This is a genomic window from Microbacterium sp. ISL-103 (genome assembly GCF_018613995.1).
Taxonomy (GTDB): Bacteria; Actinomycetota; Actinomycetes; order Actinomycetales; family Microbacteriaceae; genus Microbacterium.
Genome location: NZ_JAGGPD010000471.1, coordinates 1 through 1122 on the forward strand (window position 1 = coordinate 1; position 1122 = coordinate 1122).

Consider the following 1122-nt stretch of genomic DNA (forward strand, 5'->3'; position numbering starts at 1 on the left):
CAAGCCTGTCGTCGTCGACCCGACCGACGGCGCCGACCTGCACGTGGTCGCCACCGTGGGCGCGGTCGATGAGACCGCGACGCGGATCGACCTCAAGGTGACATTCGGCGAGACGACCGTCCTGGTCAAGGCGCAGCTGCGCATCGCCTCCTGATGGGCGGCGCTGTGGTGCACGAGGTCGAGCCGATCCGGCTCTCGACGCTGACGACGCTGCGCACCGGGGGCGCCCCCGAGCGGATGCTCGAGGCGTCGACCACCGCCGAGCTCGTCGATGCTCTGACCGATGTCTGGTCTCGCGGCGACGAATGGTTCGTGCTGGGCGGCGGGTCGAACCTCTTCATCGGCGATGACGAGTTCGAGGGCACGGTCATCCGCATCCTCACGCGGGGGATCGAGGAGCTTCCGTCGCCGCATGACGGCCGCATCCGGCTGCGCGTGCAGGCCGGGCACGGCTGGGACGAACTGGTCGCCTACGCCGTCGAGCGCGGCTACGCCGGACTCGAGGCCATGAGCGGCATCCCCGGCACCGTCGGCGCCTCGCCCGTGCAGAACATCGGAGCCTACGGCCAGGAGATCCAGGAGACGCTGGTCGAGGTCGAGCTGATCGACGAGGCCACCCACGAGATCTCCGTGGTGCCCGCATCCGAGCTCGGACTCGGATTCCGCACCTCGGTGCTCAAGCACCACTACGGCGGCGTGCCGCTGCGCCGCGCCGTGATCCTGTCGGTGACCGTCGATCTCGTGGTCGCCGGCGAGCGGGTCGTCCGCGGCGAGCAGCTGCGCCGCGCACTCGGACTCGAGTCCGATGCGCCCGTGCCGCTCGCGTGGGTTCGCGAGCGCATCCTTGCGACCCGGGCCTCGAAGGGCATGCTGCTCGATGAGAACGACCCCGACACGCATGGCGTCGGCTCGTTCTTCCAGAACGCGATCGTCCCCGACGTCGCGGCCCGTGCTCTGCCACCCGAATGCCCGCGTTGGCCGGTGACGCCCGACCTCGATGCCGTGACCGTGATCCCGCTCGCCTCGTACGACGGGTTCGTGCCGCCCGTGAAGCCCGAGGCGCCCGACGTCAAGGTGAGCGCCGCCTGGCTGATCGAGCAGGCGGGCATCCGCAAGGGATTC

1 protein-coding gene is annotated in these 1122 nt (G+C 70.3%); it reads left to right on the top strand.

Annotation, left to right across the window (positions count from 1 at the left end; genetic code table 11):
- Window positions 1–168: 168 nt before the first annotated feature.
- The coding region (locus J7E68_RS16070; protein ID WP_215174270.1) for a UDP-N-acetylmuramate dehydrogenase at window positions 169–1122 on the top strand (954 nt) is incomplete at its 3' end.